Annotated in this window: 14 protein-coding genes; all 14 read right to left on the bottom strand. The window is 47.6% G+C overall.

Annotated elements, in window-relative coordinates:
- Positions 1-8: 8 nt before the first annotated feature.
- The 14 genes from FN124_RS19580 to fcl are packed head-to-tail and all read right to left on the bottom strand — an operon-like array spanning position 9 to position 16,020.
- A complete protein-coding gene (locus tag FN124_RS19580) occupies positions 9-1,442 on the bottom strand; it encodes a capsule assembly Wzi family protein (protein WP_142686443.1) in 1,434 nt (477 codons plus the stop codon).
- A complete protein-coding gene (locus FN124_RS19575; protein WP_142686442.1) occupies positions 1,439-2,020 on the bottom strand; it encodes a WcaF family extracellular polysaccharide biosynthesis acetyltransferase in 582 nt (193 codons plus the stop codon). The genes FN124_RS19580 and FN124_RS19575 overlap by 4 nt, the downstream gene beginning before the upstream one ends.
- 6 nt (positions 2,021-2,026) lie before the next feature.
- Positions 2,027-2,932, bottom strand: coding sequence for a glycosyltransferase family 2 protein (locus FN124_RS19570; protein ID WP_142686441.1), 906 nt, complete (start codon positions 2,930-2,932; stop codon positions 2,027-2,029).
- Complete coding sequence (locus FN124_RS19565) at positions 2,933-4,063, bottom strand: XrtY-associated glycosyltransferase XYAG1 (protein WP_142686440.1); 1,131 nt, start codon at positions 4,061-4,063, stop codon at positions 2,933-2,935.
- A gap of 9 nt (positions 4,064-4,072) precedes the next feature.
- Entirely contained in the window at positions 4,073-5,149 is a 1,077-nt protein-coding gene (locus FN124_RS19560) for a glycosyltransferase (protein WP_142686439.1), read from the bottom strand.
- Complete coding sequence (locus FN124_RS19555; protein WP_142686438.1) at positions 5,146-6,504, bottom strand: hypothetical protein; 1,359 nt, start codon at positions 6,502-6,504, stop codon at positions 5,146-5,148. Before FN124_RS19555 ends, FN124_RS19560 begins: the two co-directional genes overlap by 4 nt.
- A 3-nt stretch (positions 6,505-6,507) precedes the next feature.
- Positions 6,508-7,434: a polysaccharide pyruvyl transferase family protein gene (locus FN124_RS19550; RefSeq protein ID WP_142686437.1), complete on the bottom strand. Its 927-nt coding sequence runs from the start codon at positions 7,432-7,434 to the stop codon at positions 6,508-6,510.
- 11 nt (positions 7,435-7,445) lie between these two features.
- Entirely contained in the window at positions 7,446-8,591 is a 1,146-nt protein-coding gene (locus FN124_RS19545; protein ID WP_142686436.1) for a glycosyltransferase family 4 protein, read from the bottom strand.
- 18 nt (positions 8,592-8,609) lie between these two features.
- Positions 8,610-9,875, bottom strand: coding sequence for an O-antigen ligase family protein (locus FN124_RS19540; RefSeq protein WP_142686435.1), 1,266 nt, complete (start codon positions 9,873-9,875; stop codon positions 8,610-8,612).
- A complete protein-coding gene (locus tag FN124_RS19535) occupies positions 9,868-11,022 on the bottom strand; it encodes a glycosyltransferase family 4 protein (protein WP_142686434.1) in 1,155 nt (384 codons plus the stop codon). The genes FN124_RS19540 and FN124_RS19535 overlap by 8 nt, the downstream gene beginning before the upstream one ends.
- Before the next feature lie 3 nt (positions 11,023-11,025).
- Positions 11,026-12,579 (bottom strand): lipopolysaccharide biosynthesis protein, encoded by a 1,554-nt coding sequence (locus tag FN124_RS19530; RefSeq protein ID WP_142686433.1) that lies wholly within the window; start codon positions 12,577-12,579, stop codon positions 11,026-11,028.
- A 10-nt stretch (positions 12,580-12,589) separates the two neighbouring features.
- Positions 12,590-13,687, bottom strand: coding sequence for a GDP-mannose 4,6-dehydratase (gene gmd, locus FN124_RS19525; protein ID WP_142686432.1), 1,098 nt, complete (start codon positions 13,685-13,687; stop codon positions 12,590-12,592).
- A 30-nt stretch (positions 13,688-13,717) separates the two neighbouring features.
- Positions 13,718-15,064, bottom strand: coding sequence for a UDP-glucose dehydrogenase family protein (locus FN124_RS19520; protein WP_142686431.1), 1,347 nt, complete (start codon positions 15,062-15,064; stop codon positions 13,718-13,720).
- Between the two features lie 11 nt (positions 15,065-15,075).
- Positions 15,076-16,020, bottom strand: coding sequence for a GDP-L-fucose synthase (gene fcl, locus FN124_RS19515; protein ID WP_142686430.1), 945 nt, complete (start codon positions 16,018-16,020; stop codon positions 15,076-15,078).
- Positions 16,021-16,030: the final 10 nt, after the last annotated feature.

Raw genomic sequence — 16,030 nt, 5'->3', positions numbered from 1 at the left:
ATTTTTAATTATTTCCGCCAGTTCCATAATACACCCATCGTAAACCCAACGTTATCGGACAATTGCCCCTGATCCACTGCCATTGCAGCTTTCAGTGACAGCCCCTGCGCGGTTACCTGGCACTGGAACTCCTGTAATGCATACCATTGCCGTTTCATGGGCTTAAAAAGAACGGTGTTGGTGTAGGTCCCGTAATTCTGGGTGTAGGTAATTAATGTTCTGCCGGTAATTTTTTTGGGGAGATGATAAAGCGCACCAATATGCACTCCCATGATACGGTTATTAATGATGTTTCCTCCTTTTGCCCGCAGTGAATCTTTTGGGGCATCCCAGTTGAATGGCTTCATGGAGGGGAAATAATGCTGCCCACGGTCCCTGTCAATAAACAGCGGCGTGCCGATCACCCGCTCATGATAATCCCAACCAGTAAGATAAACCCCGTTATTGTAGTAGCTTTCACGCTGATGAAGCGGAAAAAAATCATTCATTTGTTTGGTGTAGATAACCTCAGTTGTGATCTTTTGCAGCCAGCCCCCTGCCTGCTTGTTAATATAAACAATGCCAAGGAGGCGGTCGATGTTACGGATATCTATTCCCTGCCCGGATTCAAATGGTGTTTGGTTATACATACGAAGCAACAGCCGCTCATTCTCCCATTCAATACCTCCTTCTACGATACCCCGGTGATCGCCGGGCCTGTTAGGCTGTATGTCTGTAGTGCCCACTGTACCATCATCTTTTGTTTTTACCAGCAGCACATCCATAAATCCCTGCCAGTCGGCGGTGATCCTGGGCAGGTCTTTCCGGTTCCCGCCCCATACGGCATAATGCTGGATGCCTCCAAATACCTTTAGTTTTCTTTTACCTATGCGGAGATAAAAATTCTTTTCGTGCAACCAGGCTTTTTTGATATACTGATCGTTTCCCATCCAACCATGGCTGATAAGCCCTTTAAACTGCAGCCACCCGTTTGTGTATGGTATATTGGTATAGTCTGTTACGGCAATACCAACTTTAGGTATAGGAAGCGCATTTCCACTGATACCCATAGAGCCGCTGCTGAGATCTCTATCTGTTTCCCCTATGATCTCCTCATATCGCCCGGCCCTGATTTCCCAGTGCCGGTAACCGGCTTTCACATACCCTTGTTCTATAAACGTTTGATGGAACTGGTCATTGTTATAAACATCCAGACCGTATCTTATATAGAAATCATCCTTCCATACGTGCCGGTTGCTGAAACCTATATGTGTGGATACATCGCCTTTCCGGTCGCTGATGGTACCAAAATGATTCGCCATGAGCCAGAGCGGTTGGTAGTCTTTTGATGCAATAGTACCGGTAAGACCAGCGTGCACCTCCAGTGAATCCGCTATGTGGGTTTGTGCCCATGCGGTTGTACAACCACCTGTTAACGCGATATATAACCACCACTTTTTCATATAGCCGCCGTATTTAATAAGGTTACCGCATGCGCATTAATTTCCCGCTTACGTACGGGCATTGCAGGATTACCAGAATAGATCTGCCAGGGCTGCAAATCCTTTGAGGCTACGCTGTTCACAGTAAGCACCGCATGGCTTCCACAGGTCACACCGGCACAAACCACTGCCATGGCGCCAATCCATGCGCCGTTATCAATATGAATTGCACCCAGGCGATAGGGAAAGTCGGCCTGCTTATAGTCATGGTTACCTGTCAGCAGCAAGGCCCCCTGGGAGAGGCAAACATGATTACCCAGCGTTACCGGGGCCAGGTTATCAATCCACACTGACTCTCCTATCCAGCAATGATCGCCTACACTGAGTAACCAGGGATACTTGATCCTCACCTTGGTTTTTATAACGAAGCCTTTGCCTATACGCGCACCAAACAGCCTCAGCAGTCCGCTTTTGAAGCCATAGGGCCAGGGGAAGGCACTGTTAAAAATATAATAGTTACAAAAGTACCATAACAGCACTTTCCACTTTGGGCCGGCATAATAATCGCCGGTATTAAATGCAGCAAGATTAGTGGTCATGTGACATCAGATATGAATGTTATAGTCTTGTTTCAACAACGCCATAATATCTTCCCTGCTTTCATTTCCATCCAGTTTCTGTTGGAATTCCTGCACGTTAACGTCTACGAGTAAACGATACCAGTATCCCTGCATAAAATGAAAAAGGAAACCCTTATACCCGTCAAGGAAACCCACCCGTACTATATAGCGGAACAGGAAATACAGCGAGGCACGCATTCCCGGCGACATGGCCGCATAAACTTTTTCTTTCAGGAAGCGCTTCCGCTTTGCCTGCGTACCATTAGCCCGCAACAGTCTTTCATCGGTTTGCCAGAAACCATAACGGATATTCAGCAGGTCTACCATTTCACGGATAGCGTAATTATTGTGTTTGTTTACCCACCAGTGAATGGAGTTCAGGTTATCATCTACAATATGCTCTTTAAACAGCATCGTAGCGCCGTTGGACAATACAATATGCTCATCCATCCAGCGCTGCTCGATGCTGCCTACCCCATTGCGCCATATCCGCAAAAGGGTATGCGGGTAGAAACCGCCGAAGCGGATCCATTTACCTTTGAATAACACCTTACGGCGTATATATATTCCAGTTATATCGTCCGGCACTTTGCCTATACGTTGCTGGATCTCTTTTACCAGCCCGGGTTCCAGGTATTCATCCGCATCCATGCGCATTACCCATGGCGCTTCAATACCACAGTGGTCCAACGCCCATTGAAACTGGTTGGCATAATTGATCCATTTCCGCTGAAAAACCTTTGCACCATACTTCTCTGCTATTGCCACTGTATCATCTGTAGAAAAAGCATCGATTACATACAGCTCATCCGTTATTTGCCGGAGGTTATCCAGGCAGCGCGCCAGGTGCAACGATTCATTAAAAGTGAGTATAACTACCGCTATCTTCATCTAACTACATTTTTCATACAATGCTACATAAGACGATGCCAGTGTGGCATCATTGAAATCATTACGGATCTGCACAGGTGCAGAAGAGGTGATGCGTTGCCGTTGCTCCTTCTCCCGGTAAGCGGTGGTGAGCTTCGCTGCAATCATCTCCACACTATCAATTCCTGTGATCCAGCCCAGGCCATGCTGCTGCACATATGCCGCCAGTCCTACCTGGTCGCTGATCAGCACCGGCGTACCTGCATACAGGGACTCAATCACCACGATGGCGAAATTTTCATTCCGCGAGGTAAGCGCAAAAAGGTCGGTGGCAGCGAGGAAATGAAATTTATCCTCACTGCCTTTCCAACCTACCCATTCGACGCTATTATCCATATTAAGCGAAGCAATTAATTCCTTCAGTTCAGACACGTAAGCCGCATCGCCGCTACCTGCAATCTGCAGGCGATAAGGGAACGACACGTTAGCCAAAGCGCGGATCAGCAGGTCCAATCCTTTCTTTGGATCTACCCTTGAAAGAAAACTGATGGTAAACACTTCGTTCTCCTTCCGTATAAAACTTCCTTCCGGTAAATCCACCAGATTGAATACCTGTCCGCCTTCCCATTGGCTGTTCACCTGCCGGCACTCCTTCCACTCCAGCTCCGACGATACATGCAGGTAAGTACTCTTTAATAACCGTTTGCCCATTACCGTATGTAATAATTTCTTCTTCCTGTTGTTGCGTGCCGTAAGCACATAATCACAGAACATACCATGTGGCGACAATACCGGTTTCAGGTTTTTCCATTTACAGATAAACGAAGCTCCCATTACAAGAAAATTCCACCAGGAATGTATGTGCACTTTATCAAACCGGCCGGCATTGGACCACACAGCCTTCCACAATGCTGGCGACACATGCGTATGATCACCGGTGATCCTTTTGAAATAGGTGACCTTTACCCCGTCCACCGTCACTGTGCTATTAGCCGCTATATCCAGTTCCTTCGCGCCGTTGGCTGTAGTGGTATATACTTCCACCTGATGCCCCATTAACACCAGCTGCTCTGCCAGCCGTGCGATTACCACAATAGGCCCTCCATATACATAGGCCGGCTTGTAGGAAGGAACAATAAAAAGTATCTTCATAAACGAGCTTTATTTATTCATTGCATCCAAAGAGTGAAAAGCATTATCCACCATAGCGGTCATGGTAAGATGCGCTCCTACAAATTGTTTCGCATGTTGTCCAAGCCTGCTGATCTCCTCATCCGACAACTGGTCCAGCGTATACAAACACTCTTCCATATTGTCGAAGATCAGCCCGTTGTAACCATCCCGGATATAACTGTACTCCACACATTGCAACACTTCTTCACTCCGCTTAAATGTACATACCGGCTTGCCGTAAGCCATTGCTTCCACAACCGACAAGCCCACCCATCCGGGCTGGAAATACAGATCGGCGATACCAAATAATTCCTGTTTGATAGTTGCGTCATACACAGCCCCGAAATCATGCACATGTGGATAACCACTGAAGTCGGGTTTATATTTACCGGCACCGATTATGATAAAGCCATACTGTTCGGGATCGGTTTCCTGCACCAGTTTTTCCAGCAGGTCTATACGGCGGCCGGTTTCGTTAAACCTTGCACAATAGATCAACACACGTTTGGAACGGATCTTATACTTTTCACGAAGCGCCGCCTTATCGGGCACTTCCCGTTGTATAATCTTCTCTACTTCTGAAATAGTATTATTCAGGGCCACTGCTTTTAAACCGGGCATTTCCTGTTGCCACAGGGCCATTTCCTTCGGCGTATAAAACCAGGTGGCATCTGCCAGTCGGATCATCCATTTCAACAGGCGACTAGGGCGCTGTTCTTCCTGTACATACCGCTTCACAGATATGCCATGGCCCCAGAGGATGATTTTCTGCCTCAGCAGGGGCTTCAACAGCAGGATCATCCAGGTGGAAAGATGCGCGAAGTTGAGCATCAGCACCAGTATCTTATAATCCTTCCTGAAAAAACGCAGCGGGTTATATAACACAAACGGGCCTACGTTAAAAGAAGGCAATTGCTTCACCACGGTATTACCCGCTGAAAGATTTTGTTGTTTAATGGCATCCGCCTGATCGTAGCAGTACAGATCGAAAGGCGCCTGCTCATGGAGCCGGTTAAAAAAATGCTCGCGGTAATGTGGCACCAATGGTTGCAGAATGGCAATCATACCAATACATTTTTATGTGCATGAATAATACTGCTCACATCATAACCGTAAATCATGCGCCGGCCTTCATGGATGGAGTCGAACGCCACTACATTGCCATCCCGTTTCCAGCGCGGATGCAGATCACAGTGCAGGCCACTGCGTGTAAAGGCCATCTGCTCCAGGGAGAAAGCTTTTAACACAGCCTCTTCCACACCGGCCAATAAAGGATGCGACTGTTGCAGGTCTGGTTTATCATCGATCATTCGGTAAGTGCCCAGGTCAATTTTCTGCTGTGTACTGAACTGGAAAAGAAACAATGTGCGTATTCCCTGCTGGTTGGGATAAGTATCACAGATCATCCAGTCGCGGTTTGCGGGGCAAAACATCGGATGCCCGTCTTCCGTAATAATATCTTTTGCCAGCATAGCCGGCGCCACGTTATCCACATCTTCCAGTAACAACCAGTTAAAGGGCGCTACTGCTTTTGCACCTTTCTCCCGGGTATATAACAATTTCTTCAGCACTTTCTTCCCACCGGCAATTAGTCCCGAAGGCATCATTTTATACAGGAGCGACCCACGCAATTTTTCAATGTTACTACCGGTTCTGCCCCAGATGGCAATATGCGAATCATCTTTCCAGTCGAAATGGCTAAGAAATCCTGTAGCCAAACATTTCAGATCGCTGCCATCTATTCCTATGGTCATGAGCCGGGTAGTTTCTCCTCCGTCCTTCAACTTATAGCGATGCAGAAATGCAAGCCGTTGCTGAGAAGGATTCAACAAAAGATGTGTGATATAATGATGTTGCCCCAATGCAGGATTCATTTTATAGTTGGCTGCAGCAGCGATAGACAGCAGCAAGGTTTGTTCACCTGTGTATACGTTGTGTTTTACAATACCGGAAGTATCTGGCACGTGCATATGTGCATACTTATCAGGAAGACCGGTATATCCGTATCCACCTACGCGGTACAACCGCGCATAGTCGATGCCGAAGGCAATCCCATCATCCGTGATCACATGAGCCGGCTGATGCAATACGCTTACACATTTACCTGCATTCGCATCATAGATCCGTGAGCCCCATACCTCATCTACACGGTCGTTCACGATAAAGGTATCCGTATCGCCTATCCATTGCTGGCGGGCGCCCTGCGGATAATTGTAGGCATAGGTATCCCCCATTTTCCGGAACTGTTGGGCTGCATCAAAATAGCCAACTCCGCAGGGAATACGGGGATCCGGGGGAACGGTGATATCGGGTGTTTGCAATGCAAGCAATTTATCACCTGCGGCATTCCAGGCTACCAGGTCATGAAAACCAAAAAAGAAATGCCCTGTTCCTGCTGATAAAATAAATTCCTGCTGCATATATTAATGTGTTGTGATGAAAGATGATTTACCCAGGCACTTTTCCTTTCTCAGTAAAAAAGCCTGATCATGAATTTTATTATCAATCCGCCTGATGACATCATCTTCAGATAAATAAAAACCTGTAACGCCCTGCAACATTTTCAGGAGCTCGGTTCTCACGATATCCCTGGCCATAAACTCAGCACTGATGCGGTTACCGGAAAGGCTTTTAATTTTTTGATGAAGAAAACTTTTACGGTAAAGTTTCACTTGTGTGGCATTGATGTTATACAGCTGGATACCCGCCTGCCAGTCCATCCATTTGAATTCAGCCACGCCGCTGCCTTCCGTATATGGCGTAGACAAAATGAAACGGTGCCAGGGAACCCGCAGCGCATCAGCCAGGATAGCGCCGTGCATGGCTTCCGCAATCACATATTCCGATGCGGCAATTTCCTGCAGCGTATACTCCACCCCTTTTTCAGACCTCGGTGAGATATAGTTAAAGCCCAGTTTTTTACAGAGTGCTTCCCAGTCGAAAAAGGGCACTGATTTAAAGTAAGGGATCACGCTCACCTTATGTTTCTTCGTCACCCTCATGAACTTGTCGAACTCCGGCAGCTGGCGGATAGCATAAGCGGCATCTGCGATATAGGGGAACTGGTTGTTAAAAGCATACGCAGACAGCGGTCCACGGAGGAAACGGATATCCCAGCTGCTGTTAAGGCTAAACGTTTGATAAGAAGGCCGTACACCCGTACCAAACACAATTTTGCTTTTATCCGGTATATCCCTGAATAACGGGGATCCGTCGAACAGGATAGAGCCAATACCCAGGAACACTTCCGGGTCGCTACTGCTTCCTTCTCCAAAAAGTTTGGGCCACAGCCATCCGTTCAGGTCATCACCGAAATTTCCTTTTGGATCCTTGTAATAAACATAGTTCACGTTGTTGTCATTTACAGGTTAGCAATACGTAATAGTTTTACTGCATCATTACTGTTAATCCATGTTGTAAAATCAATGGCCCGTCGTTCCCAGCTGTGAGCTTCACTGTTCACTGTTCCCGGCTCCAGTCTTCCATTGGCCAGCTTGCTGATCAATACTGCCAGCGATGCCGGTGCGTTGTTATTGAAATAATATCCCTGCTCACCAAATATCTCCAGCGGCTCCCCGATAGCGCAGGTGAACACTGGTTTCTCAAATGGCAGGTACATATAAATTTTGCTGGGGCAACGGGCCCAATCCTGCACGGTATCATTCAACGGGGAAATAAAGGCATCAGCGGCTGTAAACCAGGAGCTCAGCTCTTCTTCCGGCGCATAGCCCTGGAACTCTACCTGTGCCTCCAGCCGTTTCTCTTTTACATAAGCTTTTGCATCTGCCATATGACGTCCCTGACCCAGCAACAGCAACACCACATCCTTTCTCTCCTTACTTACCATTTCCATTGCCTGCAACATGGTGAACAGGCCATAGTTACGGGTGAGCGTTCCCATGTAAATCAGGATTGTTTTACCATGATAAGTGTCCTGTATGTCCTGCAGGCGGATCCGGGGAGATTCGATCACCTCGTTATTAAATGCATAGGGAGAGTATAACACCGGCAATTGCTTACGGAACAATTGCGCAGCCCTTTTCGTATAGGTGTTACAGAGATACCTGCTGGCACACAGCAATCCATCTGCATATAACACCGACCAATACTCCAGCGCCAGCATGGCCAGTTTACGCATCCCCTTGTTATCAGGAATACCTGAAGGCAATTCAGAATGTTCTATAAGTATTTTAGGCTTTACTGTGAGTTTACTTTTGGAGATACGATTGCGGAAACTGAAGGAACAAAACAACACATAGTCCGGCGCCACCTGGTTTACCAGCTCTGTTTTAACGCGTACCTCTTCTGATGCAGTGCCTGGCTGATAGTAGTATACCTTCACCGCTTCACTGCACTCCATGGCTATACGCTTGCGGTTCTCTTCACTGTCCTGCGCAATGATGGACACTTCCCAACCCAGCGCCATGAGCGGCCCGGCCATGCCTATGGCCCGTTTCATAGTGGCAATGAACTTAATATCCCCTAGTGTGATGAAGCATATTTTCATAGCTGATGTTTTTACCGTTTATATTTTTCCTCCGGGAGATAGCATACCGGTTGTTTCCATGGTTTGGAGTGTAATTTCTTCTGTATCCACTTCTTCCTTAAAATCATAATACGCACGCAGCAATATTGCACCAATCGCAGGTATATTAAATCTTAGCTGCTGGATAGGTGAAAAGAGAAAGGTCCATATTACACCGATCGTCATCAATACCAGCACCGGGTATAAGGCAGTATCGGCGGCATTACGGATCATGTAAAAGCCCATTCTCAACAGGAGTATAAACACCATAAGCACCGCTGCAAACCCGCCCACCCCACAGTTTACCCAGGCGCCCAGCAGGATAGAGTGACTGGGGATCAGGTGATCTGTTGAAGTAGCCAGCTGCTCATTCATCTCTTCATTCTGGTATAGTAACAGGATACGGTAATACTTCAGGTTATCATCTTTTGCCCAGGAACCGTGGCCAAATAACGGTTCATCACTGATGGCGGCCAGGGCTGCGAATGTTTCGCCTCTTCCTGTCATTAGCAACGCCAGTGGGTTATAGGGGTTATCGAGCCGGTCTATTTGTTCAGAAGCATGGTCTCCGCCAATCTCATGATTCATGACGGCATTTACATAACATACATAAGCAAACTGGAAAAGGACAGCGCCTGCAATACCAAACACCAGGAGCCTGTCGCGGGTAAGGTACATACCACTGTTAAAGCAATAGATAATGATAGCGCCAATGAAAAAGACCATGCCTGTAGAACGGGAATCCCGCGCAAAGCACAAAAGGCTGTATCCTAACAGTAACGCCAGTACGGCTTTCCATTGCCCTCTCCTGTATAACAGGAATGAACAGATGTACACTGCATATGAAAGGATGGGCACCATCTTAAATTTGAAGTACGACATATCCGTGTCTGCATTCTCATCAGTCCAGATAATATTCTTAATAAGGGTCAGGCAAAGGAAAAAGAAGATCGCTTTATCATCTTCCAAAGTTTTAAACAGAAAAATAAAAGAAAGTATAGACATTACAATGGCTGCCCATCCCCGCATAAAATTCTCGGAAGAACTATGCACTACAAACAGATCAGTAACCGCCTGGCATACAAACAGCGCTACCAGTGCAAAAATGATCTTGCGGAACATGGGATAAGCTTTAAAATCCCGCAGGTCAAATACAAAGGGAGCAGATAGCAGCACCATGATCTCATTGAGCTTCAACTGGCCTACCATGGCTACATTTACGCCACTCAGCAATGTATACAGCGCTATTTTGATCCGGTTAAACATAGGCGGGCATTTTACCGCGCACGGCGTAATGAACAATTTGCTGTAACCGTTGCCGGTTTACATCCATGCTATATTCCTGTAAAAAATCCTCCCGTAGCCGGGCGCCTTTATCTGTTTCGGGATCAAACCGGAGTAAAGATTGCTTAAACGCCTGTGGTTCATCAGATACAATAAAGTGATGGCTTTTCACTCCCTCCACCCCTTTGCGGGTACTGATAATGGGCGTGCTGAGAGCCATGGCTTCCAGGCATTTGAGGCGTGTGCCGCTGCCATGTACCAGCGGAATGATCACCGCGCTCGCCACAGAAATATACCATTTCACATCATCAACTTTTCCAAAGGCTACAATATTGCGATACTCTTCTTTACCGGTAATCTGTTTCAGCGCTTCTTTTGATCCCCTGCCAACCAGCCACAGGTCGTACTTACTTGCCAATTCGTCGTCCCATACATTCTCGATGAACCATTTCAGACCGGCAAAATTCATATATACGCCGAAGTTAGCCGTCATTACCAGCACCCGTTGCTGCTTTTTCCCGGAGAAGTGATAGTCCTTCTCATCAAGGAAGTTAGGAATGGTAAAAACTTTCTGCTTTGGCAGGAAGCGTGTATGATAGGCATTATCATCATCACTAACTACCAGCACTGCAGCCGCTTTATTAAAGTACATGCGCTCATGCAGCTTTTCCATACTGAACAGCTGCCACTTACGCAGCTTATCTACCAGGCCCTTGGAAGGTAGCTGCCAGGTGATCATTGGTTGTGCATTGTGAGTGCCTAAAATAACCGGGATCTGCTTTTGCCGGAAATAGGAAATATAATGTCCAACATAGCCATAGTCCAATATTGCAGCTGCCAATGGATATTCCCGGCACACTTCTTCAAAAATGTTCATCACTGTGGCAGAGCGTTGAAAATATTGCTTACCGGTGATGCGGGTGAGCAGATCGAATGGTTTTGTTTCATAGGTATAAAAAGTAACATTTGGGAGATGGTATTTCTGTAAGTCTACCTTCTCCACGTTCCTCACCACGGCAATCACCTCATAGCCCAGCTGCGATAAAGCTTTGATCAGGTAATAGCTCCTGATCCTTTCTCCCCCGTTTTGCGGAAAGGGAGATATGTCTGTGAAGAAAAGAATGTTCATATGTTAATTCGCTTTTAATACCACCAGTCCCGCCTGTAGTTTTGTAAAAATCCTGTTAAGCAATTGTTCCACTTTTGCCGTTTCATCTGTTGTAAGCCCGATAAGCCGGATGAGGAACACAATACTTATAATACTTACCAATGTTGTTATGCCCAGCCTTACAAACCCTTCCGCCATGAATAGCTGTGGAATACAGGACAGTCCGGCTGCCAGCAGTACCGGCACAATTGCCTTAATGACCACCTGCCGTGTAAATACGGCCGGCGACAAACCCGTGATATTCTTTGCAGCCACCATACGGTAAACACCACTCACTACTTCTATTATGATAGCACTGATAAGCACTGATGATGCGGGGTACCCTGCTTTCAGCAGCAGCCAGGCAATGGGTATATTGAACAGCACCATAGTGCTCACTATCACCTGGTACTTCCTTATTTTGCCCACCGACTGCACCGCCACCTGTATGCCCGATGATAACTGGTTGATCAATGTAGCGATGATGACAAGGCGGCACATCATTACCGTAAAAGCAGGTACTTGTTTTAACCAGCATTGCAATACAAAAGGCATTTCTATCATCATGGGGATAGCAAAAAAACTCAGCAGGTAGAAGGAAAACTTACTGGCAATCATGGCCAGGCGCAACATACGCGGGCGATCGCCACTGCCTTCACTTTTAATGATCTGCGGGTTCAACGCCCGCAGCATGGTAACAGAAAAGTAGCTGAGCTGTGCATTTACCTGGTTAGCGATGCCATAAGCGGCATTTACAATAGTGCCAAAGAAAATATTCAGCAAAAGGGCAAGCCCCTGGTTACGCGCTACAAAACTGCCCGCGCCAAACATATTCCATCCTGCATAAGCAAACATTTCTTTCAGCAGGTTGCGATCGAAATACTTCCGTATCCGGATACGGCTTTCTTCATATTTCACTGCACAGTATACCTGTTTGAATACGAGCAGTAATATAGTAAGCAGTGCCATCAGTCCTCCATACACAATCAGCCGGTCGTAAGAAGTATATTGCAGGCTGAGCGCAATCAGCAACTTGCCTACAGATTCTACAATACCCAGTATAGCCACCATTACCATGTTCTCCTGTGCTATCAGCGTAGCATCATAAGGCACGGAAATGATGGTAAAGAAAGCGCTGACCACCATGAACTGGAAAATGAGCTTGGCTGCCACGGTGCGGGATGCCGGGTAGTTGAGCACATGATCAAAAAGGTAACTCCCCATTACTTCAAACAACAGCACCAGGGCCAGTCCTAATACGAAATGCAGCAATACGCTCGAATTAAACACCAGTCTCAGTTTATGCGTATCCCTTGTGCCCAGGTGAAACGACATATACCGTTGCGTGCTGATAGTCATTGCCATGTTCAGGAAAGATAACATGGCAATGACCCCGCTGATCAGGTTAAACAATCCATAGTCTGCCGCGCCCAGGAGATTAAGTACCAGCCTGGTGGCGTACAGGGAAATAAAAACGGTGATCAGCATCCGTCCGTAAAGCGCGCCTGTATTCAGTATCACCCTGTTTGCTACCTGCATGTTGCTTATATTATCCGATTAAATGTTCCAGTTGTGTAACTTCTTTTTTTGCAAACAATGCCACATCGCCGGCCATCATTTCCTTTACCAGTGCAGCCAGGTCGTAAGCGGGTTCCCATCCCAGCACTGTTTTGGACTTGGTGGGGTCGCCTATAAGCAGCTCTACTTCTGTAGGCCGGAAATAACGTGGATCAATGGCCACTACTTCCTTTCCTAACGGCAACGCATATACTTCATTTGTACAGGCCGTTACTGTACCAATTTCTTCCACACCGCTACCGGAGAAAGTGATCTCAATACCCAGTTCTGCAAAGGCCATGCGCACAAATTCCCTTACGGTGGTGGTGATGCCGGTGGCAATTACATAATCGTCCGGTGTTTCCTGCTGCAGGATACGCCACATTGCCTCCACATAGTCTTTCGCATGGCCCCAGTCGCGTTGTGCATCCAGGTTACCCAGATACAGCTTATCCTGTAGCCCCAGGGCAATAGCAGCCGCTCCCCTGGTGATCTTGCGGGTCACGAAAGTTTCGCCACGCAGGGGGCTCTCATGGTTAAAGAGGATCCCGTTGCAGGCATACATACCATATGCCTCGCGGTAGTTTACAGTGATCCAGTAGGCATATAATTTAGCAACGGCATAAGGGCTGCGGGGATAAAATGGCGTGGTTTCGCGTTGCGGTACTTCCTGTACCAGCCCATACAACTCAGAGGTACTGGCCTGATAGATGCGTGTTTTCTTTTCCATTTTCAGGATACGCAGGGCTTCCAGGAGTCGCAGGGTACCGATGCCATCTGCATTGGCGGTGTATTCCGGCGTATCGAAGCTCACGCGCACATGGCTCATGGCCGCCAGGTTGTATATTTCGTCGGGTTGGGTTTCCTGTATAATGCGTATGAGGTTGGTACTGTCGGTCATATCGCCATAATGCAAGCGGAAACGTACATTCTCGCTGTGCATATCCTGGTAGAGATGATCAATTCTTTCTGTATTGATCAGTGAGGCGCGCCGTTTTACGCCATGTACCATATATCCTTTTCCCAGCAGCAGTTCTGCCAGATAAGCGCCATCCTGGCCGGTAATACCTGTTATCAGGGCTACTTTCATACGATTATTATTTTAGTGATAAAGAAATAGTTATTGCATGAGTGCATTTACTGCGGCAGCGGCATTATTACCGATACCATAATAGGTGAACCCGTGTTTTACCAGTTGTACATCATCATAGATATTCCTGCCATCGAACAGTAAAGGTGTTTGCAGTAAGCTGCGCAGGCGCGGCCAGTCGGGCATCCGGAAGGCATTCCATTCCGTTACCAGTAGTACGGCATCAGCACCTTCCGCGGCGGCATACATATCCTTTGCAAATGTGACGCTGTTGCCCAGCAGCGGCAACGCTTCCTCCATGGCAACGGGATCGTATACACGAACCTGTGCGCCGGCATCCAGCAGGCTGTTGATCAGCACCAGGGATGGCGCTTCCCGCATATCGTCGGTATTGGGCTTAAACGACAACCCCCATACGGCAAATGTGCGGCCCCTGATATCCCCATCGAAATGACGGAGCACTTTATCTGATAATATCTTTTTCTGGTCTTCATTTACTGCTTCCACTGCTTCCAGGATTCGAAGCTGGTAGCCATATTCGCGGCCGGTCTGGATCAGGGCTTTTACATCTTTAGGAAAACAGGAGCCTCCGTAACCAATACCCGGATACAGGAAATGTTTTCCTATACGGGGATCGCTGCCAATGCCTTTGCGCACCTGGTTCACATCTGCTCCTACCAGTGTGCATACATTGGCGATATCATTCATATAGGAGATCCGCGTGGCCAGCATGGCGTTGGCGGCATATTTGGTCATCTCTGCGGAAGCAATATCCATAAACAACAGCGGGTGCCCGTTTAATACGAAAGGGCGGTATAGCTGCTCCAATACTTCACGGGCATGAGTGGTGCTTACGCCGGCGACTATACGATCCGGTTTCAGGAAATCATTAACGGCTGCACCTTCCTTCAGGAATTCAGGGTTAGAAGCTACGTCGTATTCGATAAACATTCCGCGGGCGGAAAGACTTTCCTTTACCGCGCGGTTCACACGGGCAGCAGTACCCACCGGCACCGTGCTTTTTGTGACCAGCAGCAGGTAATGCTCCATGTGCTGTCCTACTTCACGTGCTACCTGCAATACGTATTTCAGATCAGCGCTGCCATCTTCTCCCGGTGGTGTTCCCACCGCGATGAATACCACTTCTGCACCGGGCAATGCACTGGCCAGTGAAGTAGTGAATGCAAGACGGCCGGCGGCCTGATTGCGCATCACCATTTCAGGCAAGCCTGGTTCGTAGATAGGCAATACCCCTTGCTGAAGCCTTGCTATCTTTCCTGCATCCACATCCACGCAGGTAACACTGGTTCCCACTTCGGCCAGGCATGCACCGGTAACCAATCCTACATATCCTGTTCCTACAATGACTACTTTCATACCACTGGTTTTTAAGATTGTAATTTGAACTGATCCTGCTGCAGGAAGTCGCGGTAAGCCATTACCAGCCCCTCTTTCAGACTGATGCTGTGCTTCCACCCCAGGCGGTGCAGCTTCGATACATCCATGAGCTTACGGGGCGTGCCATCGGGTTTTGTGTCGTCAAAAATGATGTCTCCTTCGTAGCATACCACTTCCCGGATGTATTCTGCCAGTTGCCTGATAGTGATATCTTCTCCCTTCCCTATGTTCACCGGTTCTTTGTCGTTGTAATGCTGCATGAGATATACACAGGCATCTGCCAGGTCATCTGCAAAAAGAAATTCCCGTTTAGGCGTTCCCGTTCCCCATACGGTTACGGAAGGCTTCTGGTTTACTTTGGCTTCATGAAAGCGGCGGATCAGGGCCGGAAGCACATGTGCATTCTCCGGGTGATAATTATCGCCGATACCAAACAGATTGGTAGGCATTACGCTGATAAAGTTGCAACCATACTGATCGCGGTAAGCTTCGCATAACTTAATGCCTGCGATCTTAGCGATGGCATAAGGCTCATTGGTTTGCTCCAGCAAACCTGTTAGCAGGAAGCTTTCCTTAATAGGCTGCGGGGCCATACGGGGATAAATGCAGGAACTCCCGAGGAACTGCAGCTTGGTAACATTATGTTTCCATGCTGCATGGATCACATTGGCGGCAATCATGAGGTTGTCGTAGAGGAACTCTGCGCGATAGGTATTATTGGCATGGATACCACCTACTTTGGCGGCGGCCAGGAATACATACGCCGGTTTTTCCTTTGCAAAAAACTCGTCTACCGCAGCGGCATTCCTTAAATCCAGGCTACCGGATGAGCGGGTAATAATGTGCTGGTAACCTAGTGTTTCCAGTCTTCTTTTAATAGCACTTCCTACCATTCCGCGGTGGCCGGCTACATATATAAGATCGTTTGCCTCCATACGTATTGAT

Origin of the sequence: Chitinophaga polysaccharea, assembly GCF_902150045.1 — a bacterium.
GTDB classification, from domain to species: domain Bacteria; phylum Bacteroidota; class Bacteroidia; order Chitinophagales; family Chitinophagaceae; genus Chitinophaga; species Chitinophaga polysaccharea_A.
Note: the sequence above shows the minus strand (reverse complement) of the source record. Positions and strands in the feature narration are given on the sequence as shown.